Source organism: Rhodococcus sp. P4_B6, assembly GCF_056402215.1.
In genome coordinates, this window is sequence record NZ_JBFUHV010000059.1 from 19,203 (window position 1) to 42,898 (window position 23,696).

The 23,696-nt window shown below is 68.3% G+C and carries 19 protein-coding genes; 9 read left to right on the forward strand and 10 right to left on the reverse strand.

What is annotated here, in order from left to right; genetic code table 11:
- Nucleotides 1-229 precede the first annotated feature (229 nt).
- Nucleotides 230-5,716: an ATP-binding protein gene (locus AC1DWT_RS25520; RefSeq protein ID WP_072938199.1), complete on the forward strand. Its 5,487-nt coding sequence runs from the start codon at nt 230-232 to the stop codon at nt 5,714-5,716.
- 164 nt (nt 5,717-5,880) lie between these two features.
- Complete coding sequence (locus AC1DWT_RS25525) at nt 5,881-6,261, forward strand: SHOCT domain-containing protein (protein WP_072938202.1); 381 nt, start codon at nt 5,881-5,883, stop codon at nt 6,259-6,261.
- 58 nt (nt 6,262-6,319) lie between these two features.
- Here AC1DWT_RS25525 and AC1DWT_RS25530 read toward each other — a convergent pair whose 3' ends face one another.
- Nucleotides 6,320-7,213 (reverse strand): LysR family transcriptional regulator, encoded by an 894-nt coding sequence (locus tag AC1DWT_RS25530; protein WP_095862914.1) that lies wholly within the window; start codon nt 7,211-7,213, stop codon nt 6,320-6,322.
- Between the two features lie 72 nt (nt 7,214-7,285).
- Between AC1DWT_RS25530 and AC1DWT_RS25535 the strand changes: the two genes are divergently transcribed.
- From AC1DWT_RS25535 to AC1DWT_RS25545, 3 genes are read left to right on the forward strand one after another with little or no spacing between them, the layout of a single operon-like run.
- Nucleotides 7,286-8,203, forward strand: a complete 918-nt coding sequence (locus AC1DWT_RS25535) for an EamA family transporter (RefSeq protein ID WP_095862913.1) — start codon at nt 7,286-7,288, stop codon at nt 8,201-8,203.
- Between the two features lie 25 nt (nt 8,204-8,228).
- Nucleotides 8,229-9,482: a Mur ligase family protein gene (locus AC1DWT_RS25540; RefSeq protein ID WP_072938465.1), complete on the forward strand. Its 1,254-nt coding sequence runs from the start codon at nt 8,229-8,231 to the stop codon at nt 9,480-9,482.
- Nucleotides 9,475-10,185 (forward strand): type 1 glutamine amidotransferase, encoded by a 711-nt coding sequence (locus AC1DWT_RS25545; RefSeq protein ID WP_072938210.1) that lies wholly within the window; start codon nt 9,475-9,477, stop codon nt 10,183-10,185. Before AC1DWT_RS25540 ends, AC1DWT_RS25545 begins: the two co-directional genes overlap by 8 nt.
- An 80-nt stretch (nt 10,186-10,265) precedes the next feature.
- Here AC1DWT_RS25545 and AC1DWT_RS25550 read toward each other — a convergent pair whose 3' ends face one another.
- Nucleotides 10,266-11,282 carry a type IV toxin-antitoxin system AbiEi family antitoxin domain-containing protein gene (locus AC1DWT_RS25550; RefSeq protein ID WP_095862912.1) on the reverse strand — a complete coding sequence of 339 codons (1,017 nt, stop codon included), beginning with the start codon at nt 11,280-11,282 and terminating at the stop codon, nt 10,266-10,268.
- Between the two features lie 134 nt (nt 11,283-11,416).
- Between AC1DWT_RS25550 and AC1DWT_RS25555 the strand changes: the two genes are divergently transcribed.
- Nucleotides 11,417-11,863: an SRPBCC family protein gene (locus AC1DWT_RS25555; protein ID WP_477922705.1), complete on the forward strand. Its 447-nt coding sequence runs from the start codon at nt 11,417-11,419 to the stop codon at nt 11,861-11,863.
- A complete protein-coding gene (locus AC1DWT_RS25560; protein ID WP_072938215.1) occupies nt 11,860-12,192 on the forward strand; it encodes an ArsR/SmtB family transcription factor in 333 nt (110 codons plus the stop codon). Before AC1DWT_RS25555 ends, AC1DWT_RS25560 begins: the two co-directional genes overlap by 4 nt.
- Before the next feature lie 125 nt (nt 12,193-12,317).
- Here AC1DWT_RS25560 and AC1DWT_RS25565 read toward each other — a convergent pair whose 3' ends face one another.
- The 5 genes from AC1DWT_RS25565 to AC1DWT_RS25585 form a co-directional block, all read right to left on the reverse strand.
- Nucleotides 12,318-13,775, reverse strand: coding sequence for an MFS transporter (locus AC1DWT_RS25565; RefSeq protein ID WP_477922708.1), 1,458 nt, complete (start codon nt 13,773-13,775; stop codon nt 12,318-12,320).
- Nucleotides 13,776-13,859: 84 nt separating this feature from the next.
- Nucleotides 13,860-14,432 (reverse strand): TetR/AcrR family transcriptional regulator, encoded by a 573-nt coding sequence (locus tag AC1DWT_RS25570; RefSeq protein ID WP_072938221.1) that lies wholly within the window; start codon nt 14,430-14,432, stop codon nt 13,860-13,862.
- The gene (gene recR, locus AC1DWT_RS25575) at nt 14,429-15,037 is read right to left on the reverse strand and encodes a recombination mediator RecR (protein ID WP_005248644.1); all 609 of its coding nucleotides are present in this window, start codon (nt 15,035-15,037) and stop codon (nt 14,429-14,431) included. The genes AC1DWT_RS25570 and recR overlap by 4 nt, the downstream gene beginning before the upstream one ends.
- A 9-nt stretch (nt 15,038-15,046) precedes the next feature.
- Nucleotides 15,047-15,388 carry a YbaB/EbfC family nucleoid-associated protein gene (locus AC1DWT_RS25580; RefSeq protein ID WP_012691319.1) on the reverse strand — a complete coding sequence of 114 codons (342 nt, stop codon included), beginning with the start codon at nt 15,386-15,388 and terminating at the stop codon, nt 15,047-15,049.
- A gap of 116 nt (nt 15,389-15,504) precedes the next feature.
- The gene (locus AC1DWT_RS25585; RefSeq protein ID WP_072938224.1) at nt 15,505-15,939 is read right to left on the reverse strand and encodes an SRPBCC family protein; all 435 of its coding nucleotides are present in this window, start codon (nt 15,937-15,939) and stop codon (nt 15,505-15,507) included.
- A gap of 247 nt (nt 15,940-16,186) precedes the next feature.
- On the opposite strand from AC1DWT_RS25585, the gene AC1DWT_RS25590 reads away from it, so the two are divergent.
- Together AC1DWT_RS25590 and AC1DWT_RS25595 are read left to right on the forward strand one after the other, a co-directional pair.
- Nucleotides 16,187-17,638, forward strand: a complete 1,452-nt coding sequence (locus tag AC1DWT_RS25590) for an FAD-binding protein (RefSeq protein WP_477922722.1) — start codon at nt 16,187-16,189, stop codon at nt 17,636-17,638.
- Nucleotides 17,635-18,936 (forward strand): class I SAM-dependent methyltransferase, encoded by a 1,302-nt coding sequence (locus AC1DWT_RS25595; protein WP_072938230.1) that lies wholly within the window; start codon nt 17,635-17,637, stop codon nt 18,934-18,936. Before AC1DWT_RS25590 ends, AC1DWT_RS25595 begins: the two co-directional genes overlap by 4 nt.
- 23 nt (nt 18,937-18,959) lie before the next feature.
- On the opposite strand, the gene AC1DWT_RS25600 is transcribed toward AC1DWT_RS25595, so the two are convergent.
- The 3 genes from AC1DWT_RS25600 to AC1DWT_RS25610 all read right to left on the reverse strand — a co-directional run bounded on the left by AC1DWT_RS25600 (nt 18,960) and on the right by AC1DWT_RS25610 (nt 23,546).
- Entirely contained in the window at nt 18,960-20,006 is a 1,047-nt protein-coding gene (locus AC1DWT_RS25600) for a type IV toxin-antitoxin system AbiEi family antitoxin domain-containing protein (RefSeq protein ID WP_477922712.1), read from the reverse strand.
- A 154-nt stretch (nt 20,007-20,160) separates the two neighbouring features.
- Nucleotides 20,161-22,302, reverse strand: coding sequence for a 3-hydroxyacyl-CoA dehydrogenase NAD-binding domain-containing protein (locus AC1DWT_RS25605; RefSeq protein ID WP_477922714.1), 2,142 nt, complete (start codon nt 22,300-22,302; stop codon nt 20,161-20,163).
- 29 nt (nt 22,303-22,331) lie between these two features.
- Nucleotides 22,332-23,546, reverse strand: a complete 1,215-nt coding sequence (locus tag AC1DWT_RS25610) for an acetyl-CoA C-acetyltransferase (protein WP_095862907.1) — start codon at nt 23,544-23,546, stop codon at nt 22,332-22,334.
- Nucleotides 23,547-23,696: the final 150 nt, after the last annotated feature.

Below are 23,696 nucleotides of genomic sequence, written 5' to 3' on the forward strand. Positions count from 1 at the left end.
AGTTACGCGCGGGTACATATTTTCGACGTTATGCTCGCATTCCCCGAGCATCGGCCCTGCAACGACGCAGGTCCGACGATCGCGTTCGGGGCGCCCCTGGAGGTAGTCAAGCGGGTTGTGCAGGGGTGCACGTGTCCGCGAAGGCGGCACCCAGTCCTCGGCGGACATGGCCTTGGCCATCGAAACACTCTGCGGATCAATGAGTTTTACGGAAACGGAGCGATAACAGATGTTCAAGCGAATAGCGATAGTGAACCGCGGCGAGGCGGCCGTCCGCCTGATTCGCGCGGTGCGCGAACTGAACGCCGAGCACAACTACGGCATCCGCACGATCGCCCTGCACACCGAGGCGGAACGTCGCGCGATGTTCGTCCGGCAGGCCGACGAAGGTGTGTGCTTGCGCACAGTCAAGACCGGCACCGCCTACCTCGACCACGCCGAGCTGGCCCGCGCGCTGCGCGAGAGCAAGGCCGACGCCGTGTGGGTCGGCTGGGGCTTCGTCGCCGAGGATCCCGCGTTCGTCGAGGTCTGCGAGCAGCTCGGCATCACGTTCATCGGCCCGCCCGCCGAATCGATGCGCCTGCTGGGCGACAAGGTCGAGGCCAAGCTCCTCGCCGAGAAGGTGGAGGTCCCGGTCGCACCGTGGAGCGGTGGCCCCGTCGCCACCCGCGCCGACGCCCGCCGTCACGCCCAGGCCATCGGCTACCCGCTCATCATCAAGGCCCGCTCCGGCGGCGGTGGCCGCGGTATCCGCAAGGTGTGGTCGGAAGACGAACTCGAACTCGCGCTCGAACGCACCCAGGGTGAGGCCCAGCGGTCCTTCGGCGACCCCGTCGTGTTCATCGAACGGCTGGTCACCGACGCACGCCACGTCGAGGTACAGGTCATTGCCGACAACTTCGGCAACGTCTGGGCTCCCGGTGTGCGCGACTGCTCCATCCAGCGCAAGAACCAGAAGGTCATCGAGGAGTCCAGCTCCCCGCTCCTCACCACCGAGCAGTCGAACCACTTGCGCACCGTCTCCGCCGAGCTCGTGCGCGCCGCCGGCTACCGCGGCGCCGGCACGGTCGAGTACCTGTACCAGCCCGAGCAGAAGACGTTCACGTTCCTCGAGGTCAACACCCGCCTGCAGGTGGAGCACCCCATCACCGAGGCCACCACGGGCATCGACCTGGTGAAGCTGCAGATCCTCGTCGCCAGCGGTGAGCCGCTCGTCGGCGACTGCCCGCCCGAGTTCGGTCACGCCGTCGAGGCCCGCCTCAACGCGGAGGACGCCGCCAACGGCTTCGCTCCCGCACCCGGCGCCGTGCAGCTGCTCAAGTTCCCGCTCGGCAGCGGTCTCCGCGTCGACACCGGCATCGCCCAGGGCGACGTCATCCCGCCCGACTACGACTCGATGGTCGCCAAGGTCATCGCCTGGGGTCGCGACCGCTCCGAGGCCCTCGCGCGTCTGCGCACCGCACTGCGCGAGACCACCGTCGTCCTGCAGGGCGGCACCACCACGAAGTCGTTCCTCCTCGAACTGCTCGACCGCGACGAGGTCATCTCCGCGTCCGCGGACACCGGCTGGCTCGACCGCACCGGCGTCGGTAGCGTCACGACGCCCACCAAGGTGGCCGATGTCGCACTGATCGCCGCCGCCATCGACGTCTACGACGCCGAGGAGAAGCTCGAGCGGGAGGCGTTCCTGTCGTCCGCTCGCGGTGGCCGCCCCCGCGCCGGTCACGCCATCGGCCGCAAGGTGGAGCTCAGCTACCAGGGTCAGGCCTACGGCCTCACCGTCACGCAGGTCGGCGCCCACACCTACCGTGTCGACGGCGACAGCCCCGACGTCGAGGTCGAGGTCGATCGGCTCAGCGAATTCGAGAGCCGCCTCGTCGTCGGCACCCGCCGCCACCACGTGGTGTCGGTCGCCGGCCGCGCCCAGTACCTCGTCGAGGTCGACGGCATCAGCCACCAGATCAGCCAGGACGAGGCCGGTGTCGTCCGCGCACCCGCTCCCGCAGTCGTGGTCGCGGTGCCCGTGTCCGTCGGCGACGAGGTCGAGGTAGGCGACACGCTGGTCGTCCTCGAGAGCATGAAGATGGAGACCGCCGTCCGTGCGCCCGTCGCAGGCCGGGTCCGCGAAGTTCTCGCGATGGTCAACTCCCAGGTCGACGCCGGCACCGCACTGCTGCGCGTCGAGGAGACCGCGGAGGAGTCCACCGCTCCGAAGTCGCCGCGCGTCGAATTCGCGGTCGCCGTCCCCGCCTCGAAGGGCGACGTCCGCACCGACGCCCTCGAGCAGATCGACGCGCTCGCCGCGCTGCTCACCGGGTACGACGTCAGCGCGAAGCGGGCAGGCGTGCTCCTCGCCGACTACGAGAAGCTTCGCGCCGACATCGCGGGCGACGCGGATCTGGTGCAGGCGGAACTCGCCCTGCTGAACACGTTCGCCGACATCTGCGAGATCGGACGTAACCGTCCCACCGCAGCCGAGGAGGACGCTGACGAGCGCGTCCACAGCCCGCGCGAGCACTTCCACACCTACCTGCACACCCTCGACGTCGAACTCGAAGGCCTGCCGGAGTCGTTCACGACCCGTCTGTCGCGGGCGCTGCGTCACTACGACGTCACCGACCTCGAGCGCAACGGCGAGCTGGAGGAGGCGGTCTACCGCCTGTTCCTCGCGCAGCAGCGCATGGACAACCAGGTTCCCGTCATCGCCGCCCTGCTCGACCGGTGGCTGAACGAGGGCAACGCTCCCGGCCGCGCACCCAGCGGACTCGGCGAGGTCCTGGACCGGCTCATCACCGCCACCCAGGTCCGTTACCCGGTGATCGGCAACGTCGCCCGCAACGTGCGGTTCCGGTTCTTCGACGAGCCGCAGATCCGCAAGGCCCGCGAGCAGGTGTACGACGGTGTCCGCGGCAGCCTCGAGTACCTCGCCGAGAACCCCGGCGCCGGCGACTACCAGGAACGCCTCGAGGCCCTGGTCGCCACCCCGCAGTCGCTGACCGAGCTCCTCGGACAGCGGATCGCACGCAAGAGCACGACCGTGGGCCCGCTGCTCGAGGTCGTCACCCGGCGCTACTACGACATCCGCACGCTCGAGGACGTCACCGCCTTCGAACGCAACGGACGCCGTTTCGTCACCGGCAACTTCGACCTGCTCGGCGAGCGCCTGAACCTGGTCTCCGCCGTCGGCGAGTACGCCGAACTGCCCGGCGCGCTCGACGAGATCGGTGCCGTCGCCTCGGAGAACCCCGAGAACCTCGTCCTCGACCTCTACCTGTCGTGGACCGCGCCGCCCGCCGACCCGGACACCATGTCCGAGGACCTGCGGAAGGCGCTGACGGCGCTGCCGCTGGCCGCGACCTGCCGCCGCGTCACGGTGTCCGTCTTCGGCGGAACCGACGTCGACGTCCGCAAGTTCACCTACCGCCCGGACGCTGGTGTCCTCGCGGAGGAGAAGCTGATCCGGGACATGCACCCGCTCACCGGCCAGCGACTCGACCTGTGGCGTCTGAAGAACTTCGACGGCACCCGCCTCCCCGCGGCCGCCGAGACGTTCCTGTTCAACCTGGTCTCGCGCGACAACCCCACCGACGAACGCCTCATCGCGCTCGCCGAGGTCCGCGACATCACGCCGGTCCGCAACGAGGACGGCCAGGTCATCGGTGTTCCCGCCGCGGAACGCGTGCTGCAGTCGTGCCTCGACGGCATCCGCCGGGCGCAGGCCACGCGCGGCAGCAAGCGCAAGCTCGACGCCAACCGCGTCGTGCTGTACGTGTGGCCGAAGATCGACGTTCCCGTCGAGGATCTCGAGGCGTTCGCCCGGGTCGCGGCACCGCTCACCGCGGGTGCCGGACTCGAGGAGATCACCGTGATCGCCCGCCTCCAGGGCGAGCCCGGCACGGAGTCGCGGGAGAAGGCTCTGCGCTTCTCCTACCGCACCGGCGCCGGTGTGGTCGTCAAGGTCACCGAACCGCCGACCGAGCCGCTGCAGCCGCTCGACGCGTACACGCAGAAGGTCCGCAGCTCCCGTGCCCGCGGCACCGTCTACCCGTACGAGCTGATCCCGCTGCTCACCGGTCGCGACGGCAGCTTCGTCGAGCACGACCTGGACGAGTCGGGCCAGTTGGTGCCCGTGGAGCGTCCGTACGGCCAGAACAAGGCCGGCCTCGTCGTCGGTCTGGTCACGGCCCGCACCGACCGGCACCCCGAGGGCATGACCCGCGTCGCGCTGTTCGGTGACCCGACGAAGGCACTGGGCACCGTCGCGGAGGCCGAGTGCGCCCGCCTCGTCGCCGGTGTCGACCTGGCCGAGAAGCTGGGTGTTCCCGTCGAGTGGTTCGCGCTGTCGTCCGGCGCGACGATCTCCATGGACAGCGGCACCGAGAACATGGACTGGGTGTCCCGCGGCCTGCGTCGCCTCATCACGTTCACGCAGGACGGTGGCGAGGTCAACGTGATCGTGGCCGGCATCAACGTCGGTGCGCAGCCGTACTGGAACGCCGAAGCCACGATGCTGATGCACACCAAGGGCATCCTCGTCATGACGCCCGACAGCGCCATGGTGCTCACCGGCAAGAACTCGCTCGACTACTCGGGTGGCGTCTCGGCCGAGGACAACTTCGGCATCGGTGGTTACGACCGCGTGATGGGCCCCAACGGTGAGGCGCAGTACTGGGCGCCGAACCTGCCCGCCGCGTGCGAGATCCTGTTCGCGCACTACGACCACGCGTACGTCGTTGCCGGAGAACGCTTCCCGCGTCGGGCGCAGACCAGCGACCCGATCGGGCGCGACGTGCGGTCCTTCCCGCACATCCACCCGTCCAGCGACTTCACCACGGTCGGCGACATCTTCTCCGCGGAGACGAACCCGGAACGCAAGAAGCCGTTCGACATTCGCACGGTGATGCGTTCACTCGTCGACCAGGACCACACGGTGCTGGAGCGGTGGGCCGACATGGCGGACGCCGACACGTCCGTCGTGTTCGACGCACACCTCGGCGGATACCCGGTGAGCGTCATCGGCATCGAGTCGCGGGCCATCGCCCGTAAGGGATGGTCGCCGGCCAACGGTCCCGACCAGTGGACCGCGGGCACGCTGTTCCCGCAGTCGTCGAAGAAGACGGCCCGCGCGATCAACGCCGCCAGCGGCAGCCGGCCGCTCGTGGTGCTGGCCAACCTGTCCGGATTCGACGGTTCCCCGGACTCGCTGCGGCACATCCAGCTCGAGTACGGCGCCGAGATCGGCCGCGCCATCGTCAATTTCGACGGCCCGATCGTGTTCTGCGTCGTCTCCCGCTACCACGGTGGCGCGTTCGTGGTGTTCTCCGGAGCACTGAACGACAACATGGAGGTGCTGGCGGTCGAGGGCTCGTTCGCCTCGGTCCTCGGTGGCGCCCCCGCCGCGGCCGTCGTCTTCACCCGTGAGGTCAACTCGCGGGTGGCGGCGGACCCGTCGATCCGGGAGCTCGAGGCCAACCTGGCGGGCGCCCAGAACGACGCCCAGCAGGCTCACCTGCGGGTGGAGCTGGCGGCCCAGCAGGCTGCGGTGCGGAACGAGAAGCTCGGTGAGGTCGCGGCCGAGTTCGAGGCCGTGCACAACATCCAGCGGGCACAGCGGGTCGGCTCCGTCGACGCCGTCATCCCCGCCGTGGAGCTGCGTCCGTACATCATCGGTGCGGTCGAGCGCGGCATGCGCCGGGCGGTCGAAGCCGGCAAGTAGTCCCCACCCGAACGGCCGCGGCACCTACCGGTGTCGCGGCCGTTCGGCGTTCGCGGGCGTGGCGTCAGGTCGGCCCGCATTTCACCTGTTTCGGATGACGCGGGCGCCCCGACCCGGTGCGATAGTCAGCGCAGAGTGAATTCGACTGTGAATGGAGCGCTGCTATGGACTCTTTCTGGGACTTTCTCTGGGTGATCATCGTCACCTTCGGCTTCGTGGCCTACCTGATCCTGTTGTTCTCCATCATCACCGACCTGTTCCGCGACCATAAGACGTCGGGCTGGGTGAAGGCGATCTGGATCGTCTTCCTGTTCTTCGTCCCGCTGCTGACCGCGCTCGTGTACCTCATCACCCGGAGCAAGAGCATGGCCGAGCGGTCGATGGCGGCCGCGCAGGAGGCGAAGCAGGCGCAGGACAGCTACATCCGTTCCGTCGCGGGCAAGTCCTCGGCCGAGCAGATCGCGGACGCGAAGGCCCTCCTCGACGCGGGCACCATCACGCAGGCGGAATACGACACGCTGAAGGCGAAGGCGCTGAGCAGCTGAGCGCCCGCCCCGATGAAGGCCCGCCTGCCCGGCGGGCCTTCTTCCGTTTCCGGTCCCTTCACTCCGCGATCCGGGCCGCGACGTCCCGGAACGCCTGCAGCACGGTGGCGACGGCGGGAACGTCGTCGGCTGCGGGTCTGCGCGCCAGTTCGTAGATGCGGGCGGCGCGCACCCCGGCCAGGGGAAGCTGGACCACCGCGCGGCTGGTCACCGCGTGCCGGGCCAGCAGGGCCACGCCGTGACCGCCGGCGACGAGTTCCTCGATGACCCGGAAGTCGTTGATGCGCATCGCCACGTGCGGCTGCACACCGGTCGCGGCGGCCACCGACATCAGCACGTCGTCGACGGGAAATCCGCCGCGCACACTGATCCACCGCTCGTCCGCCAGCTGGTCCGGCCGGACCGCGTCCTGTCCGGCGAGCGGATGGCCGGGCGGCAGGATGAGGTCGATGGGCTCGCGCATCAGCGGCTCGGCCGTCACCCGCGGCGAAGACGTGTCCGGGGCCCGCTCGTCGCGGTGGGTCAGCACCACGTCGTAGTCGGCGAGCAGTGCGGGCACCGCGGCCGCGGGCAGGTCCTCGTCCCGCGCCTGCACATCCACCCCGCTTCCCGCGAGCGCGTCCAGTAGTCCGGGCAGCAGCAGCGCGGCGCCGGACGGGAACAGCGCCACCCGCACCCGGCCGCGCGGCGAACCGCGGTAGGCGCTCATCTCCGCCGCCGCGCGGTCCAGGGCGGCCACGACGTCATCGGCGCGGACGACGAGGGCCTGACCGGCATCGGTGAGCCGCAGCCGGCGGCCTGCCGGTTCGAGCAGCGTCACCCCGGCCTCCCGCGAGAGGATCTTGAGCTGCTGCGACACCGCCGACGGCGTCATCGACAACGCCTGCGCGGTCGCCGCCACCGTCCCGCGGTCCGCGAGCTCGCGGAGCACGCGCAACCGGGTCGCATCCATGTAGCAAAACTACATCGATGGTGCACTTTAATGCGCTTGTCCTGATTGTTTCCCGCCCTCACGATGGAATGCATGACCTCCCGCGACCGGCTGCTCGGACTCACCGTCGTCGTCCTGTGGGGGCTCAACTTCCTCGCCATCCGCGCCGGCCTCGACCACTTCCCGCCGTTCTTCTTCGCGGCCCTGCGATTCTTCGTCATCGCGATCCCGGTGATCCTGTTCGTTCCCCGTCCGCAGGTCCCGCTGAAATGGCTGCTCGTGTACGGCCTCGGATTCGGCGTCGGCCAGTTCGCGTTCCTGTTCTGGGCCATGCACGTCGGGATGCCGACCGGGCTGGCGTCGCTGGTGCTGCAGTCCTCGGCGCCGTTCACGGTGGTCCTCGGCGCGGCCGCGCTGCGGGAGCGGCTGCGGCCGACGCAGGTGGGCGGGCTGCTCGTGGCGATCGCCGGGATGACCCTCATCGGCTGGGACCGCGCCCAGCACGCCGCGCTGCTGCCGGTGGCCCTGACCCTGCTCGCGGGACTTTCGTGGGCGCTGGGCAACATCGGCAATCGCAAGGCCGCGTCGGATCAGCCGATGCGTCTGATGCTGTGGATGTGCGTCATCCCGCCGCTGCCGATGCTGGCGCTGTCGCTCGGTGTGGAGGGCCCGTCGGCCGGCTGGGACTCCCTGACGTCCTCGCTGCACGGCGCCGGCCCGCTGGCGCTCGCGGGCCTCGCCTACATCGTGATCCTCGGCACGGTCGCGGGCTCGGGTCTGTGGACGGCGCTGCTCAGCCGCTACCCCGCCGGGATGGTCGCGCCGTTCTCCCTGCTGGTCCCGATCGTCGGGATCGGGGCGTCCTGGCTGGTGCTGCACGAGGAGCCGAGCGTCCTGTCGCTGATCGGCGGGGCCGTCGTCATCGCCGGTGCCACCGCCACCCAGGTGAGTGGCAAAGTGCGTCCGAGCACACTTTCGCACTCACGTGCGCCCGCGCGAGTCGGCGTCTGACCGGACCCTGTGCAAAACTCGCGGAGTGAGTACTGGAACTGGGATCACGACGCGCGGCAAGGTCGCCCTGCGCGCAGCGGCCGCGGCCTCGTGGGCGTCGCAGAAGGCCGGGCGCGGCAAGGGCTCGATGATCGGCGGACTGATCGCCCTCAAGATCGACCCGACCCTGATGGAACAGCTCGGCGCCCACCGGCGCACCGCGGTGATCACCGGCACCAACGGCAAGTCCACCACCACCCGGATGACAGCGGCGGCGCTCTCCACGCTCGGTGAGGTCGCGACGCAGGCGGACGGCGCCAACATGGACGCCGGCATCGTCGCCGCGCTCAGCACCCGCGTCCACGCGCCCCTCGCCGCCCTCGAGGTCGACGAACTGCACGTCCCGCACGTCAGCGACGCCGTCAACCCCGAAGCCCTCGTTCTGCTCAATCTCAGCCGCGATCAGCTCGACCGCGTCGGCGAGATCAACATGATCGAACGCAAACTCCGCGCCTGCGTCGCCGCGCACCCGGAGTCCGTCGTGATCGCCAACTGCGACGACGTCCTCGTCACCTCGGTCGCCTACGACGCGAAGAACGTCGTCTGGGTCGCCGCGGGCGGCGGCTGGGCCAGCGACGCCGCCAGCTGTCCGCGCACCGGCGAACCCATCGTCTGGGAGGGCTCCCACTGGCGCAGCACCGGCTCCGACTTCGCGCGCCCCACCCCCGACTGGTGGCTGGACGACGAAAACCTGTACGGGCCCGACGGTCTGAAGATCCCGATGACGCTCGCCCTACCCGGGCGCGCCAACCGCGGCAACGCCGCGCAGGCCGTCGCGGCGGCCGTCGCGATGGGCGCCAAGGCGGAGGACGCGGTCGCCGCCGCGGCCACCGTGCAGGAGGTCGCGGGCCGCTACAGCACCGTCGAGGTCGGTTCGCACTCCGTGCACATGCTGCTCGCCAAGAACCCCGCCGGCTGGCAGGAAGCGCTGTCGATGATCGACCCCACCGTCGACGGCCTCGTGATCGCCGTGAACGGGCAGGTCCCCGACGGCGAGGACCTGTCCTGGCTGTGGGACGTGCGGTTCGAGCACTTCGAGGGCGTCAAGGTGGTGGCGGCCGGCGAACGCGGCACCGACCTGGCCGTCCGCCTCACGTACGCCGGAGTCGAGCACACCCTCGACCCGAACCCGTTGCGGGCCATCGCGTCCTGCCCGCCCGGACGCGTCGAGGTGCTCGCCAACTACACCGCGTTCCGCGACCTCAACACCGCCATCGCGAAGGAGGCGCGCAATGCCTGACTCGACCGTCCGCATCGGCCTGGTGCTGCCCGACGTGATGGGCACCTACGGCGACGGCGGCAACGCCCTGATCCTCCGGCAGCGGCTGCGGATGCGCGGCTACGACGCGGAGATCGTCGAGATCACGCTGAACGACCCGGTCCCGGAGTCCCTCGACGTGTACACGCTCGGCGGCGCCGAGGACTCGGCGCAGCGCCTCGCCACCCGGCACCTCGCCAAGTACCCCGGACTGCAGAAGGCCGCCGAACGCGGCGCCCCCGTCCTGGCGATCTGTGCCGCCATCCAGGTGCTCGGCAACTGGTACGAGACGTCGAGCGGCGAACGCGTCGACGGTGTGTCGATGCTCGACGTCACCACGTCCCCGCAGGCGACGCGGTCCATCGGCGAGGTGATCACGGCCCCGCAGATCGACGGGTTGACGCAGCCGCTGACGGGGTTCGAAAACCACCGCGGCGGAACCACACTCGGCGCCGGAGCCCGCGGCCTCGCCCGGGTCACGCACGGCGTCGGCAACGGTGTCGGGGACGGGCTCGAGGGCGTCGTCCAGGGTTCCGTGATCGGCACGTACATGCACGGACCCGCGCTCGCCCGCAACCCCGAACTCGCCGACCTGCTACTGAAGCGGGCACTGGGCGTCGACGAACTCGCGCCCCTCGACCTGCCCGAGGTCGAGCAGCTGCGCCGGGAGCGCCTGCGCGTCTAGGTGAGCGCCAAAGCGTGGTCCCGCACGCTTTTCCACTCACCTGCGCAGGTGAGTGGGAAAGCGTCCCCGGACACTCTTTTTCACTCACGTGGGCAGGCGGGACAGCGGTGCGTCGTGTCGGCCCAGCCCTCGCGGACCAGCACCCGGCGCACCTCCTCGAACACCCCGCACGGGTCGCGGGTGGTCTCGTCCCACCCGTAGACCAACCGCGGACGATCGGCGAGTTCCGCGGCATTGTCACGTCGACGGTCACGGAAGCGGGACTGCCGGCCGCTGTGGTACTGCTGCCCGTCGAGCCGGACGATCAGCGGGACTCCCGTCGGGCTGTAGTCGACGTCCTCGTACAGAATCCGGCCGTCCACGACGTGCGGCATCTGGCGTTTCCCCGTCGGCAGTCCGTGCGACCTCTCGACGTCGAGCGCATATCGGTGTTCGAGGACGGATTGGACGCCGTCGCCGAGCAGCGTCACGGCGTCGGCGATGTCCGTCGCGTGCCGGTACGGGCGCCGCAGCTCGAGTTTCCGACGGAGGGCGTCGACGTGGACCTTGCCGTTCGTGGCCGCTTCGATCAATCGCGCGGCCGCTTCCTTCGGGGTTGCCTCGGACACAGCGAGGTCGAACACCGTGTCGGCCTTCGACGTTCGGGGTTGGCGGAACGGGACGGCGATGTGCCCGAACGCCCGGGACCGATGGACCACGACGCCACCGTGCACGACGGCGTTGCCGGCGGAGGTCGGGCGTGGACCGCCCGGTGCACGTACCGTCGGCCCCTGGTTCACCGCCGAGCACTTGTAGGGCACGGTGATGTGGACGGGAGCGGACGGGTCGTCGATGCGGAGCATCCCCCACTCCTCGGCCGCGGTCCGGTGACTGAGGATCGCGCGCCCGCCACCGTAGAGAAGCGCGGCGGAGAGGGCCATCGGGCGTGTGAGCGGGCCGTTGGTCACCGCGATTACCCGGGGAAACACCCTCAACCATTGCCCGGTGACCACCCGGTGCCGGAGTGCGGTGGCACTGACGCCGTGCGCCCGTAGCTGTGCCGTGGTGACGACGCCGTCCTGGGCGTCGAGAAGTGCTTGCCAAGAGTCGTGTTCCATGCCGGAAACGGTGTCGGCCCGCTCCGACACGGATCGGTCCCGCAGACCCAGTTATCCACAGGCTGTGCATAAACCAGGTGGGCGACATATGCAACCATGGAGTTGCAGAATAACCCGCGAGGAAGGTGGCCGTCATGGACGCATCGAGCAGCATCACCCGGACCGTTGTCGTGAACGCCCCGAGATCGGCGGTGTGGGCGGCGATCACGGATCCCGACAAGATCAGTCAGTGGTTCGGGCAGCGCACATCGCTCGATCTCAGCGTCGGCGGCGAGGCCGCCTTCACGTGGGACGAGCACGGCACCGCCCGCGCCGTCGTCGCGGAGGTCGACGAACCGAACGCGTTCGGCTTCCGCTGGGCCGCCGACATCGACGCCGACCCGGTGATCGGCAACTCGACTCTGGTGCGGTTCACGCTGTCCGAGCACGCCGCCGGCACCGAACTGACCGTCGTCGAAACTGGATTCGACGACCTCGACCGCGACGTTGCCGACCAGAAGCGGGCCCGCGAGGCCAACGTCCAGGGCTGGCACGCCGAACTCGACGAACTGGTCGCGTACCTGCACGGCGTGAAGGCATGACGGTGGGCACGTATGCCGAACTGGCCTCGGTGTTCGCGGCGCTGTCCGACGAGACCCGCTGGGAGATCCTGACCGAACTGGGGCGATCAGACCAGTCGGCGTCGTCGCTGGCCACGCGACTTCCGGTGTCGCGGCAGGCCATCGCGAAGCACCTGACCGCGCTACAGGCGTGCGGGCTGGTCGAGTCGGTGAAGGTGGGCCGCGAGATCCGCTACCGCGCGCTGGGCGCCGAACTGAACAAGACGGCGCGGACGCTGGAGCGGATCGGGGCCGAGTGGGACCGTCGTTTGGCCGCAATCAAGGAGATCGCGGAATCGATGGAGGAGTAAAGACCCCAGACAGGGGTTCGGCCGGGAATGCTTCTGCATTCTCGGCCGGATCTCTGCTTCTCGAGTTTTCTCTGCTCACAGGTACATTTCCTCGATCCGCATCACTGACGATACACGCGAGTGATCTACGTCACAAGGGGTTCCACCGGACTTTTCTTCGGCCGATCATGCCCGGGCAGGATCAGGGACACCGCGAACACCAGGACCGCGAGCACGGCGCACACCCCGTAGGCGATCGAGAATCCGGCGGCGGAGGCGACCCCGCCCACCATGCTCGCCGCCAGGACCGTCGCGACGACCGCACTGCACATGGTCGTGCCCATCGTCCGCAGCAACACGTTGACGCCGTTGGCCGCGGCCATCTGCGTGGACGGCACGGCCCGGACGATCAGCATCGGCAGCGTGCTGTACACCAGCGCCGTGCCGGTGGCCGCGACCCCGAGAGCCGCGATCACCAGCCACAGCTCCTTGTGCGGCACGGTGTGCAGTGCGTAGCCGAGGACCAGGCAGATCGCGCCCGACAGGATCGTCACCTTGGACCCGTAGCGCTCGGACACCCGGGCGCCGACCTGCGCGAACACGATCATCGACAGGCTCGTCGGGAGCTGGCACACCGCGGCCTGGAGGATGGTCAGGCCGTAGCCGGCGTCGCCACGGGGCGCCTGAAGCAGTTGCGTGGTGATGAGGGCGTTTCCGTAGAACGCGAAGCCGACGAGCAGCGCCGTGACGTGGGGCAGCAGCACCGACCGTCGCGCCGACACCCGCAGGTCCACGAGCGGGTTCCGGTTGCGTAGCTGCTGATATCCCCACAGCGCGAACAGGAACACCGCGGACCCGAACATGCCGAGCACCGCGGGACTTCCCCAGCCCCACGAGCTGCCCTGGGTGATCGGGACGAGCAGGCAGACGAGCGCGGCGGTGAGGCCGACGGCGCCGACCCCGTCGAACCGCCCGCCCGACCGCACCTCGGACTCGCGGATGAACAGCACCGCGGCCGCGGTGACCGCGAGCCCGATTCCCGCGATGACCCAGAAGAGCACGTGCCAGTTGGAGTACTCGGCGACGGCCGCCGCGAACGGCAGTCCGAGCGCGGTGCCGATCCCGAGGGTCGAACTCATCATGGCAATGGCGCCGTGGACCTTCTCACGCGGCAGTTCGTCGCGGAGGATCGAGATTCCGACCGGGATGACGGCGGCGCCCGCCCCCTGCAGTCCCCGCGCGAAGATCAGGAAGGCGATGTCGGACGTCACGGCGCAGATCAACGCGCCGATCGTCATGAACGCGAATGCGACGAGAAGCATCCGCTTCTTGCCGAACATGTCGGCGAGCCTGCCGAAGATCGGGGTGACCACCGCGCCGACCAGGAGGGTGGTGGTGATCAGCCAGGACACCGACGTCTGACTCGCGCCGGTGAACGTCGGCATCCTGGGCAGGAGGGGCACCATGACCGTCTGCAGGACGGCCTGGAACACGCCCGCGAACGCGAGAATCGGGAAGAGGTAACGCGATCCGTTGGCCGATGCGGGTTGCGCGCCCGGGTGATCCGCGAGCGCCGAGAGCGGGCGCGGCAACGAGATCGTCAAATGTCACCCCTCGCGCAGCTGGTAAATGGTTGTTCACCACATTAGGTGAACAACCATTTACCCCGCAAGCCCGACAATCCGCCCTCAGCCGTCGAGCAACTCCTGCACCAGCGGGGCGTACTGCGCCACGACCTCGTCCGGGGTGCCCGTCGCATGCTCCTGCATCATCTTGCGGCGCATGACGGCGAGACCCGTCAGCATCGACATCACCAGTTCCGCGCGCAGCCGGCCACCCGACCCGGGCAGTCGTTCGGCCAGCGTGTCGATCATCTGCGTCGAATAATTGGCCCGCAGCTTCCGGCTGGCCTCCTCGCTCGGCCCGCTCATGAACAGGATGCTCAGCGACAACGGCTTGTACGGCTCGAGCGGCCGCGCGAACATCGACACCATCCGCTCACCGAGACCGTCCAGCGGACCGCTGAACAGCAGCTCCGCGGCGGCACGGAAGTCGACGAGGGCGTCGAACAGCTGCTCCTTCGACCCGAAGTACTTGATGATCAGCGGTGCGCTGACCCCCGCGTCCTCGGCGATGTCCTTGAGCGTGATCTCCCGGTACGGACGCGTCGCGAACGCCCGGCCCGCAGCGTCGACGATCAGCGACCGCGACTGTTCGGCCGTCCGCTTCACCGGCGCCGCGGTGCCCGGATCCGACGTCACAGCGTGCGCCTCCCCGACAACGCCCGGCCCAGCGTGAGCTCGTCGGCGAACTCGAGGTCGCCGCCCATCGGCAGACCCGACGCGAGCCGGCTGACCGTGAGACCAGGGAAGTCCCGAAGCATCCGCACCAGATACGTCGCGGTGGCCTCGCCCTCGGTGTTGGGATCGGTCGCGATGATCACCTCGGAGACGTCGACGCCGTCCTCCTGATTACCGATGCGCGCGAGCAACTCCCGGATCCGCAGCTGGTCGGGGCCCACCCCGGACAGCGGATCCAGCGCGCCGCCCAGAACGTGATAGCGGCCCTTGAACTCGCGGGTGCGCTCCACGGCCTGGACGTCCTTCGGCTCCTCGACCACACAGATCACCGTGCGGTCGCGGCGCGGATCGGCGCAGATGCGGCAGTGCTCCTTGTCGGACACCGTGCCGCACACCACGCAGAACTGGACGCCGTCACGCACCCGCTGCAGCGCGTTCTTGAGCCGGTCGATCTCCGGCGGCTCGACACTGAGCAGGTGGAACGCGATGCGCTGCGCGCTCTTCGGCCCGACGCCGGGCAGCTTGCCCAGCTCGTCGATCAGATCCTGAACCGGACCTTCGTACACGCCGCGCCTCTAGAAACCGGGGAGGCCAGGCAGGCCGCCCCCACCGAATCCACCCGCGAGCGGACCGAGCTTCTGCGCCGCGATCTCCTGTGCCTTGCTCGACGCGTCCTCGATCGCACCGATCACGAGGTCCTGCAGAGTCTCCACGTCGTCGGGATCGACGACCTTCGGATCGATCTTCAGACCGACCACTTCACCTGTCCCCTTGACCGTCGCGGTCACGAGTCCGCCACCGGCCTGCCCGGTGACCTCGGCCTCGGCCATCTCCTGCTGCGCGGCCATCAGCTGCTGCTGCATCTGCTGCGCCTGCGCGAGGAGCTGCGACATGTCGGGTTGTCCACCTGGTTGCACTGACGTGGTCCTTTCGTCTGTTTCCCCTGCCAGCGTAGACCGTGACCGTCAGCGCGGTCCGGCGCCGACGCCGTCGTGCGAATCCCGTCGACGGCGCCGGAGCGAACGGGACCGGGTCAGCCGAGTTCGCGCTCGAGGTTCGCCAGCACCTGCCCCTGGATCTTCTTCAGACCCAGCGGGGCGAACGTCTTCTCGAAGAAGCCGCCGATGCCGCCCGCACCCTTCCACTCGGTGGTCGTGGTGACCGTCGACCCGCTGCCGCTCGGCGCGACGACCCACGTGGTGACGAGCGACGAGTTCGCGTCCGTCTCGGTGATCGTGTTGCCCGCCACGGTGACCGTCGCCTTGATGTCGCGGGACCGCTTCTCGGTGGCCTTCAGCGTCCACTGCGCGACGGTGCCGTCGCCCTGCCCGCCCTCGAGGACGCGGTAGTCCAGGTACTGCTCCGAGAGGATGCGCGGACGCACCGTCTCGTAGTCCGTCAAAGCCGCGAGCGCCTTCTCCGGTGTGGCTGCGACGGTGATCGAACTGCTCGCGCTGACCTGGCCCACTGTCTGACTCCTCTTGTACGATTTGTACGAAACTGCTTCCTCCTCCCATCCTGCCTTCCGTCCTCGAGTCCGGGCGATGACGTGGCAATCTATTGTGAGGTAGCTCACTTCGGCATGGTCGCGACCCGCACATTGATGAGACATTTGTGTGAATCTTGGGTCGCGCGCGCCGATATGCGTGGCTTGAACCCCCGGAGAGGGATAGCGTCAAGGTGTGGCTGCCTCTTCGGTTGAACTACTGAAAAGCATGCGGGAGGGTGGACGCCCCTTCCGTGCGCATCGCACTCTGCCCGTCACGGGGATCGACGCCCATCGCGCCGGCGTCCGACGACTCCTCGCGTCCTACCGCGCGATTCCCACGGACGCCACCGTGCGGCTCGCGAAGAAGACGTCCAATCTGTTCCGGGCCCGGGCGCAGACCAGCGCACCCGGCCTCGACGTCTCCGGCCTCGGCGGGGTCATCGCCGTCGACCCGCAGGCCCGGACGGCGGATGTCGCCGGAATGTGCACCTACGAGGACCTGGTGGGCGCCACCCTGCCGTATGGGTTGGCGCCGCTGGTGGTTCCGCAGCTCAAGACCATCACCCTCGGTGGCGCGGTCACCGGCCTCGGCATCGAGTCGACGTCGTTCCGCAGCGGGCTCCCCCACGAATCGGTCCTCGAGATCGACGTCCTGACCGGCACCGGCGACATCGTCACCGCGACACCGGAAGGCGAGAACTCCGACCTGTTCTGGGGGTTCCCCAACTCCTACGGAACACTCGGCTACTCGACGCGTCTGCGCATCCAGCTCGAGCCCGTCAAACGGTATGTGGCACTGCGGCATCTGCGTTTCGACTCGCTGGACGAACTGCAGTCGGCGATGGATCGCATCGTCACCGAGCGCGTCCACGACGGCATCCCCGTCGACTACCTGGACGGTGTCGTCTTCACCGAGTCCGAGAGTTACCTCACGCTGGGCCATCAGACCGACGAGGGCGGCCCCGTCAGTGACTACACCGGCCAGAACATCTTCTACCGGTCCATCCAGCACAGTTCCGTGAACCACCCGAAAACGGACAAACTCACCATCCGAGACTATCTGTGGCGCTGGGACACCGACTGGTTCTGGTGCTCGCGCGCCTTCGGCGCCCAGAACCCCACCGTCCGCCGGCTGTGGCCGAAGAAGCTCCTCCGCAGCAGCTTCTACTGGAAGCTCATCGCCCTCGACCACAAGTACGACATCGGCGACCGACTCGAGAAGCGCAAGGGCAACCCGCCGCGGGAACGCGTCGTGCAGGACGTCGAAGTGCCCATCGAGCGCACCGCGGACTTCGTCCGCTGGTTCCTCGACGAGATCCCCATCGAGCCGCTGTGGCTGTGCCCGTTGCGGTTGCGGGAACCCGCCCCCGCAGGCGCGTCTTCGCAACGCCCCTGGCCCCTGTACCCCCTCGAACCGAAACGTACCTACGTGAACATCGGCTTCTGGTCCTCGGTACCCATCGTCCCGGGCCGGCCCGAGGGGGCGGCGAATCGGCTGATCGAAGACAAGGTCAGCGACTTCGACGGACACAAGTCCCTCTACTCCGATTCGTACTATTCACGAGAAGACTTCGAACGCCTCTACTACGGCGGCGATCGATACACGGAACTGAAAAAACGCTACGACCCCAAATCACGATTACTGGACCTTTTCTCCAAGGCGGTGCAACGTCGATGACAACCCTGAAAGCTTCACGCTCGCAAGACCACAAGCTGACCATCGCAGAGATTCTCGAAACTCTGTCCGACGGCATGCTCCCCCTGCGGTTCTCCGCCTACGACGGCAGCGCCGCAGGCCCGGAGGACGCCCCCTACGGGCTCCACCTCAAGACGACCAGGGGCACCACCTACCTGGCGACCGCCCCCGGCGACCTCGGCATGGCCCGGGCCTACGTATCCGGCGACCTCGAGGCCCGCGGCGTCCACCCCGGCGATCCGTACGAGATCCTCCGCGTCATGGGCGACGAACTGCACTTCCGTCGTCCGTCCGCGCTCACGCTCGCCGCCATCACCCGCTCGCTCGGCTGGGATCTGCTGCGCCCCATCGCCCCTCCCCCGCAGGAGCACCTCCCGCGGTGGCGTCGGGTCGCGGAAGGACTGCGGCACTCCAAGTCCCGCGACGCCGAGGTCATCCACCACCACTACGACGTCTCGAACACCTTCTACGAGTACGTCCTCGGGCCATCCATGACGTACACGTGCGCGTGTTACGAGAACGCCGAGCAGACCCTCGAAGAGGCACAGGAAAACAAGTACCGCCTCGTCTTCGAGAAGCTCGGCCTCCAGCCCGGCGACCGCCTGCTCGACATCGGTTGCGGCTGGGGATCGATGGTCCGGTTCGCCGCACGCCGCGGCGTCAAGGTCATCGGCGTCACCCTGTCCCGCGAACAGGCCGAATGGGCGCAGAAGGCCATCGCCGAAGAGGGGCTGTCCGACCTCGCCGAGGTCCGGTTCTCCGACTACCGCGACGTCCCCGAAACCGGATTCGACGCCATCTCCTCCATCGGACTGACCGAGCACATCGGCGTCGGCAACTACCCCGCCTACTTCGGACTGCTGCAGAGCAAACTCCGCGAAGGCGGCCGGCTGCTGAACCACTGCATCACCCGGCCCGACAACCAGAGTCAGGCCCGCGCAGGCGGGTTCATCGACCGGTATGTGTTCCCCGACGGCGAACTCACCGGCTCCGGACGCATCATCTCCGAGATCCAGAACGTCGGACTCGAGGTGCGGCACGAGGAGAACCTGCGCGAGCACTACGCACTCACCCTCGCCGGATGGTGCCAGAACCTGGTCGACAACTGGGACGCCTGCGTCGAAGAGGTCGGGGAAGGCACCGCCCGCGTGTGGGGCCTCTACATGGCCGGGTCGCGACTCGGCTTCGAACGCAACGTCGTTCAGCTGCACCAGGTCCTCGCCGTCAAACTCGGGCCGAAGGGCGAGGCGCACGTCCCGCTCCGGCCGTGGTGGAAGTAGGCGGCTCCGCCGCCCGTGAGTGGTTAAGGAGTCTCTGCACTCCTTGACCACTCACAGGCCCGGCAGGGGTTTTCGCCGGGCCTGCTCCACCCCTCCCGCACCAGCACGGTCTCCACTTCCTGGGCCACGACGCACGGATTTTTCGTCACCTCGTCGAACCCGTACACGAGTCGCGGCCGCCCCTGCAGTTCCGCCGCGTTGTCGCGTCGGCGGTCCCGGAACGCCACCTCCGCCATCGCGTGCGCGCGGCGACCGTCGAGTCGGACGATGAGCGGCACACCGTGGTCGGAGTAGTCGCAGTCCTCGAAGAGGGTGCGTCCGTCCACGACTACCGGTGACTGCCTCCGCGCCCGCGGCAGCGCGTGCGCATCCTCGACGTCGGTGGCATAGCGGTACTCGAGCACCGACTGGACGCCGTCGGCGAGCAGTCGTACCGCATCCACGAGCGCCTTGCCGTACCGACGTGGTCGTCGCTCCTCCATGCGTCGCCGGATGTCGCGCAGTGGGATCCGGGCATTGGTCACGAGCGCGACGAGCCGGGTGTAAGCGTCCCGTGCCGTGGGCTCGGCGATCGCCACATCCAGAGCCGTGTCCGCCCTTGCCGTCCGGGGTTGCTCCGTGTCGACGGCAAGGTAATCGTGCGCCCGCGACCGGTGCACGATCACACCGGGATGCAATGACGAGGACAACGCGATCGGGTTGCCCGGCTTACGCGACCGACGCATGCCGGTTGCGCTCTGGCACCGCGAAGACTTCCCGTACGGCACCGTGATGTGTATCGGTTCGCCGTCGCGGACGGGAACCATCCCCCATTCCTCCGCGGCGGTGATGTGGCTGAGCATCGAATGGCCGCCGCCGTAGAGGAGTGCCGCGGACAGGATCATCTGCCGCGTCAATGGGCCGTTGGTGACGGCATAGACGCCCTGGAGGACACGGCGCCACTGCCCCGAGTCCAGGAGATGGCGAACGCTCCCCCGGGAGAAGCCGAACGGCTCGAGTTGGGACTGCGTGACGAGCCCGAACTGGGTGTCGACGAGGCGTTGAAAGTCGTGGAGATCGATGTCGGTCATACGGCGCATCGTGCGATGCGAGTCCGACTCCGATGCCGACAAAAACGCGGTTATCCACTCTGCCTGTGGATAACCGCGAAGTTGTGGATAACCCGCCCCGTGCGCCTTTTTGGTTGTTGCAGCTACCAAAAAGGCGCACGGGCGGCGGAGCCGCCTACGCCTTCAGCGACGCCGGCGGGGTGAAGCGCTCGCCGTACTTGGCGGCGAGTTCTTCGGCGCGCTTGACGAAGCCGGCCTGGCCGCCTTCGTAGCCCTGGATGTACTGCGACACACCGCCGGTCCAGGCGGGGAAGCCGATACCCATGATGGAGCCGATGTTGGCGTCGGCGGTGGTGAGGAGTACGCCCTCGTCGAAGCATTTCTGCGTCTCGATGGCCTCGATGAACAGCATGCGTTCGATGAGGTCCTGGAACGGGACTTCGAGTTCCTTGGAACCGAAGTTCTCCCGCAGCCCGGGCCACAGGCCGGTGCGCTTGCCGTCGGCGTAGTCGTAGAAGCCTGCGCCGCCGAGTTTGCCCTTGCGGTCGAACTTGTCGACCATCGTGTTGATGACGTCGCCTGCCGGGTCGGCGGGCAGTTCCTTACCTTCGGCCTTCGCGGCTTCCGCGGTTTCCTTGCGGATCTTCTGCATCAGCGTGAGGTTCAGCTCGTCGGACAGCTGGAGCGGTGCCGCCGGGTAGCCGGCCTGCATGCCCGCCTGCTCGATGGTGGCGGGCTCGATGCCCTCCGCCAGCATGGCGATGGCCTCGTTGATGAACGTGCCGATGACGCGGGAGGTGAAGAAGCCGCGCGAGTCGTTGACGACGATCGGCGTCTTGCGGATGGCCTGCACGTAGTCGAAGACGCGGGCGAGGGCTTCGTCGGACGTCTTCTCGCCGCGGATGATCTCGACGAGCGGCATCTTGTCCACGGGAGAGAAGAAGTGGATTCCGATGAAGTCCTCTTGCCGCTTCACGCCCGTCGCCAGACCGGTGATGGGCAGGGTCGACGTGTTCGAGCCGAGCAGCGCCTTCGGGTCGACGATGTCCTCGATCTCCTGGAAGACCTTGTGCTTCAGTTCCTGCGACTCGAACACGGCCTCGATGACGAAGTCGACACCGGCGAAGTCGGCGGGGTCGGCGGTCGGCGTGATGCGGTCGAGCAGCGTCTTCGACTTCTCCTCGGTGGTCTTGCCCCGCGACAGCGCCTTGGCCTCGATGCCCTCGGAGTACGCCTTACCCTTGTCGGCCGCCTCGATGGTGACGTCCTTGAGGACGACGTCGAAGCCGGCTTTCGCGGAGACGTAGGCGATTCCGGCGCCCATCATTCCGGCACCGAGCACACCGACCTTGGTGATGAGTGTCTTCTCGATGCCCTCAGGGCGGGACGCGCCGGAGTTGATAGCCTGCAGGTCGAAGAAGAACGCCTGGATCATGTTCTTCGCGACCTGACCGGTGACCAGCGACGTGAAGTAGCGGGCCTCGATGAGGAGCGCGTTGTCGATGTCGACCTGCGAACCCTCGACGGCGGCGGCCATGATGGCGCGCGGTGCCGGCATGGGTGCGCCCTTGAGCTGCTTGCGCAGGTTCGCGGGAAACGCGGGCAGGTTCGCGGCGAACGCCGGGGTGGACGGGGTGCCGCCGGGGATCCGGTAGCCCTTCTTGTCCCACGGCTGGGCGCCGCCCTCGGGGTTGGCCTTGATCCACGCCTTCGCGGCGGGCACCAGATCCTCGACCGAGGACACGACCTCGTCGACGAGTCCGACCTCCTTGGCCTGCACCGGTCCACGCTGCTGGCCCTGCAGCAGCACCTGCATGAGGGCGTTCTGCAGTCCGAGCATGCGGACGGTGCGCACGACGCCACCGCCGCCGGGCAGCAGGCCGAGGGTGACCTCGGGCAGGCCGATCTTGACGCCCTTCACGTCCGCCGCGACGCGGTGATGCGTGGCCAGGGCGATCTCGAGTCCGCCGCCGAGTGCGGCGCCGTTGATGGCGGCGACGACGGGCTTGCCCAGAGTCTCGAGGCGGCGCAGATCCGACTTGATCGCGACGCTGTGGCTGTAGATCTCGTCGGCGTTCTCCGGGCCGACCTTGATCATGTTCTTCAGGTCCCCGCCGGCGAAGAACGTCTTCTTGCCGGACGTGATCACGACACCGGTGATGGAGTCCTTCTCGTCGACGAGGCGGTCGACGGTCGCCTTCATCGAGGAGATGTAGGCGTCGTTCATGGTGTTCGCGCCCTGGTTGGGATCGTCGATGGTGAGCAAGACGATGCCGTCGGCGTCCTGCTCCCAGTTGATGATGTTCTGCTCGCTCACTGCTTCAAGTCTCCTGATGGTCCGGGCGGTCAGACGCGCTCGATGATGGTGGCGACGCCCATACCGCCGCCGATGCACAGGGTGATGAGGGCGTACCGGGCGTTCCGGCGCTCGAGCTCGTCGATCATGGTGCCGGTGATCATGGCGCCGGTGGCTCCGAGCGGGTGCCCCATCGCGATGGCACCGCCGTTGACGTTGAGCTTCTCGTCGGGGATGTTCAGGTCCTTCTGGAACTTGAGCACCACGGACGCGAACGCCTCGTTGATCTCGAACAGGTCGATGTCGTCGACGGTCAGACCGGCGGCGGCGAGCACCTTCTTCGAGGCCGGGGTGGGGCCGGTGAGCATGATCGTGGAGTCGGCACCGCTGGTGGCCGTCGCGACGACGCGGGCGCGCGGGGTCAGGCTCATGTCCTTGCCGGCCTGCTCGGATCCGACGAGGACCAGTGCGGCGCCGTCGACGATGCCGGAGCTGTTGCCGCCGTGGTGGACGTGGTTGATCTTCTCCACCCAGTGGTACTTCTGCAGCGCCACGGCGTCGAAGCCGCCCATCTCGCCGACGCCGGCGAAGGACGGGTTGAGGCCCGCGAGGTTCTCGAGAGTGGTGCCGGGACGCATGTGCTCGTCCTGGTCGAGGACGACGAGGCCGTTGATGTCCTTGACCGGGACGACGGACTTGGCGAAGTAGCCGCCGGTCCACGCCTTCGCGGCGAGGTCCTGCGAGCGGACGGCGTACGCGTCGACGTCCTCGCGGGAGAAGCCTTCGATGGTGGCGATCAGGTCGGCGCCCACGCCCTGGGGGACGAAGTAGTTGTCGTAGTTGGTGGCCGGGTCGAGCGCCCACGGTCCGCCGTCGGAGCCCATCGGCACGCGGGACATGGATTCGACGCCGCCGGCAATGACCAGTTCGTCCCAGCCGGACCGCACCTTCTGCGCGGCGGTGTTGACGGCCTCGAGGCCGGACGCGCAGAACCGGTTCAGCTGCACGCCGCCGACGGTATCGGGCAGTCCGGCGTCGTTGACCGCGACGCGGGCGATGTCCATGCCCTGGTCGCCGACGGGGGTGACGACGCCGAGGACCAGATCGGAGATGCGATCCTCGTCCAGGTCGGGAAAGCGGGCGCGGAGCTCGTCGATCAGGCCGGTGACCAGCGAGATCGGCTTGACCGAGTGCAGGGAACCGGTCTTCTTTCCGCGGCCGCGCGGGGTCCGGATGGCTTCATAAATGAATGCCTCTGTGGTCACTGTGGAGTGTTCCTTCCTTATCTGCGTCGACGCCGACCGTGCACACGGCGCTCTGCACGGGGCATACCCCGGCACATTTACCTTAGAACGTGTTGCAAAACAGGAGGAAGGACCGAAGTGATCGTGGATCGTGACCCAGGCGATCACGAC

What these genes read in the sequence shown, in the direction of transcription:
- AC1DWT_RS25525 (WP_072938202.1), top strand. Translation starts at nt 5,881, where the DNA reads ATGGACTCTTTCTGGGACTTTCTCTGGGTGATCATCGTCACCTTCGGC.
- AC1DWT_RS25550 (WP_095862912.1), bottom strand. Translation starts at nt 11,282, where the DNA reads ATGGAACACGACTCTTGGCAAGCACTTCTCGACGCCCAGGACGGCGTC.
- AC1DWT_RS25535 (WP_095862913.1), top strand. Translation starts at nt 7,286, where the DNA reads ATGACCTCCCGCGACCGGCTGCTCGGACTCACCGTCGTCGTCCTGTGG.
- AC1DWT_RS25530 (WP_095862914.1), bottom strand. Translation starts at nt 7,213, where the DNA reads ATGGATGCGACCCGGTTGCGCGTGCTCCGCGAGCTCGCGGACCGCGGG.
- AC1DWT_RS25590 (WP_477922722.1), top strand. Translation starts at nt 16,187, where the DNA reads ATGCGGGAGGGTGGACGCCCCTTCCGTGCGCATCGCACTCTGCCCGTC.
- AC1DWT_RS25520 (WP_072938199.1), top strand. Translation starts at nt 230, where the DNA reads ATGTTCAAGCGAATAGCGATAGTGAACCGCGGCGAGGCGGCCGTCCGC.
- AC1DWT_RS25595 (WP_072938230.1), top strand. Translation starts at nt 17,635, where the DNA reads ATGACAACCCTGAAAGCTTCACGCTCGCAAGACCACAAGCTGACCATC.
- AC1DWT_RS25555 (WP_477922705.1), top strand. Translation starts at nt 11,417, where the DNA reads ATGGACGCATCGAGCAGCATCACCCGGACCGTTGTCGTGAACGCCCCG.
- AC1DWT_RS25560 (WP_072938215.1), top strand. Translation starts at nt 11,860, where the DNA reads ATGACGGTGGGCACGTATGCCGAACTGGCCTCGGTGTTCGCGGCGCTG.
- AC1DWT_RS25600 (WP_477922712.1), bottom strand. Translation starts at nt 20,006, where the DNA reads ATGACCGACATCGATCTCCACGACTTTCAACGCCTCGTCGACACCCAG.
- AC1DWT_RS25545 (WP_072938210.1), top strand. Translation starts at nt 9,475, where the DNA reads ATGCCTGACTCGACCGTCCGCATCGGCCTGGTGCTGCCCGACGTGATG.